A 1,656-nucleotide genomic window follows, 5' to 3' on the forward strand; every position below is an offset into this window, starting at 1 on the left:
CGTTAAGTTCAATGCGATTGCGTCCATTGGATTAGTCGGTGCTTCTGCAATGGCAGGTTTTGTTGGTGGTGGTGGCCTAGGTGATTTAGCAATCTCTTACGGATATCAACGTTTTGAAACAGATATTATGATTGTCACTGTCATTTTATTAATCATAATTGTACAAGCGTTCCAGGCAATCGGTAATTATTTATCTAAAAAACTTCGACGATTATAAACTAGGAGGAATAACAAATGAAAACAACAATTAAAGCTTTATTGGGAGCAATCGTTATAACAGTTATTTTAGCAGGATGTGGATCAAGTGATGAAACCATTAAAGTAGGTTTGAACGGCTCAGGTGTTCCATTATGGGAGGAAGTAGCGGATATTGTGTATGAAGAAGAAGGAGTAGAATTAGAGTTAATTGAATTCGCGGATTACGTCAGGCCGAATATGGCGTTAGAAGATGGGGATGTTGACATTAATGCCTTTCAAACTGTTTCGTATTTTGATGAATTCATTGAAGAGCATGATTTAAGTCTAGAGCCAATCGCAACGACATATATCGCTCCTATGGCAGTTTATTCAGACGAGCATGAGTCCATTGAAGAAGTTCCTGACGATGGTATTGTCGCATTACCTCAAGAAGCAACTAATATGGGTCGAGCTTTATTGTTATTAGAAGAAGCTGGCTTGATTGAGTTAGAAGAAGGTTTTAATGGTTATGGTGAACTCGATAAGATTGTTGAGAATCCTAAAGGACTGGAGTTTGAGCCTGTAGTTGCAGCACAAACTCCACGTGTATTACCAGACGTTGATATTTCAGTCATTAATAACGGCGTTGCCCGTGAAGCTGATTTTCAACCGAATGATGACTCGATCTTTATCGAAGGTGATACAGCAACGCCATATATTAATATTATTGCAGCGAGAGAAGAAGATACAGACCGAGAAATTTTACAAAGAATCGGTGAGATTGTTCAAACAGAACAAGTTGAACATGAAATCATTGATCTTTATGATGAAGCTCTAATTCCTGTATTTGTTGACCTTGATGAAATTGGTTGGTAGTACAAATAATTTGATTTTCAAGCTAAATTCATGAATAATGAGAACTGAAAAATGTTGTTGGAGGTTCTATTCATGAAAGTAGAAATTTGGTCGGACGTCGTTTGTCCGTTTTGTTATATAGGTAAAAGGCGCTTTGAACAGGCCTTACAACAATTCAACTATGGGGATGAAGTTGAGGTGACATTTAAAAGCTTTCAACTCGACCCAACAGTAGAAAAAGGTCAGTACGATGACATTCACCAAATGTTAGCGAATAAATATCAAGTTCCTTATCAACAAGGAAAAGAAATGAATGCGCAAATGGCACAACAAGCTAAAGAAGTTGGATTGGAGTTCAACTTTGACTCAGTAATCCCGACAAACACGGAAGATGCCCACCGTTTAAGTCAATTTGCTAAACAAGAAGGTAAGTTATATGAACTGATGGAAGAGCTTATGAAAGCCTATTTCACAAAAGGTTTAGATGTAGGCGATCATGAAGTTTTACTTGATACTGCAGATGAAGTAGGGCTCAATCGCGAAGAAGCATCAAATGTATTAGAAAGTGGTGCTTACTTATCTAATGTAAGACGTGATCAACAAGAAGCTGGCCAAGTAGGTGTT

The 1,656-nt window shown here is 37.7% G+C and carries 2 protein-coding genes and 1 pseudogene; all 3 read left to right on the top strand.

What is annotated here, in order from left to right:
* Positions 1-217 (top strand): annotated as a pseudogene (locus A194_RS19015) (methionine ABC transporter permease); the annotation flags it as partial.
* A 17-nt stretch (positions 218-234) separates the two neighbouring features.
* A complete protein-coding gene (locus tag A194_RS0116195; RefSeq protein WP_017187821.1) occupies positions 235-1,053 on the top strand; it encodes a MetQ/NlpA family ABC transporter substrate-binding protein in 819 nt (272 codons plus the stop codon).
* Between the two features lie 72 nt (positions 1,054-1,125).
* On the top strand, positions 1,126-1,656 hold a 531-nt coding region (locus A194_RS0116200), incomplete at its 3' end, for a DsbA family oxidoreductase (protein WP_017187822.1).

It is taken from the genome of Alkalibacillus haloalkaliphilus C5 (assembly GCF_000269905.1).
Classification (GTDB): domain Bacteria; phylum Bacillota; class Bacilli; order Bacillales; family Alkalibacillaceae; genus Alkalibacillus; species Alkalibacillus haloalkaliphilus_A.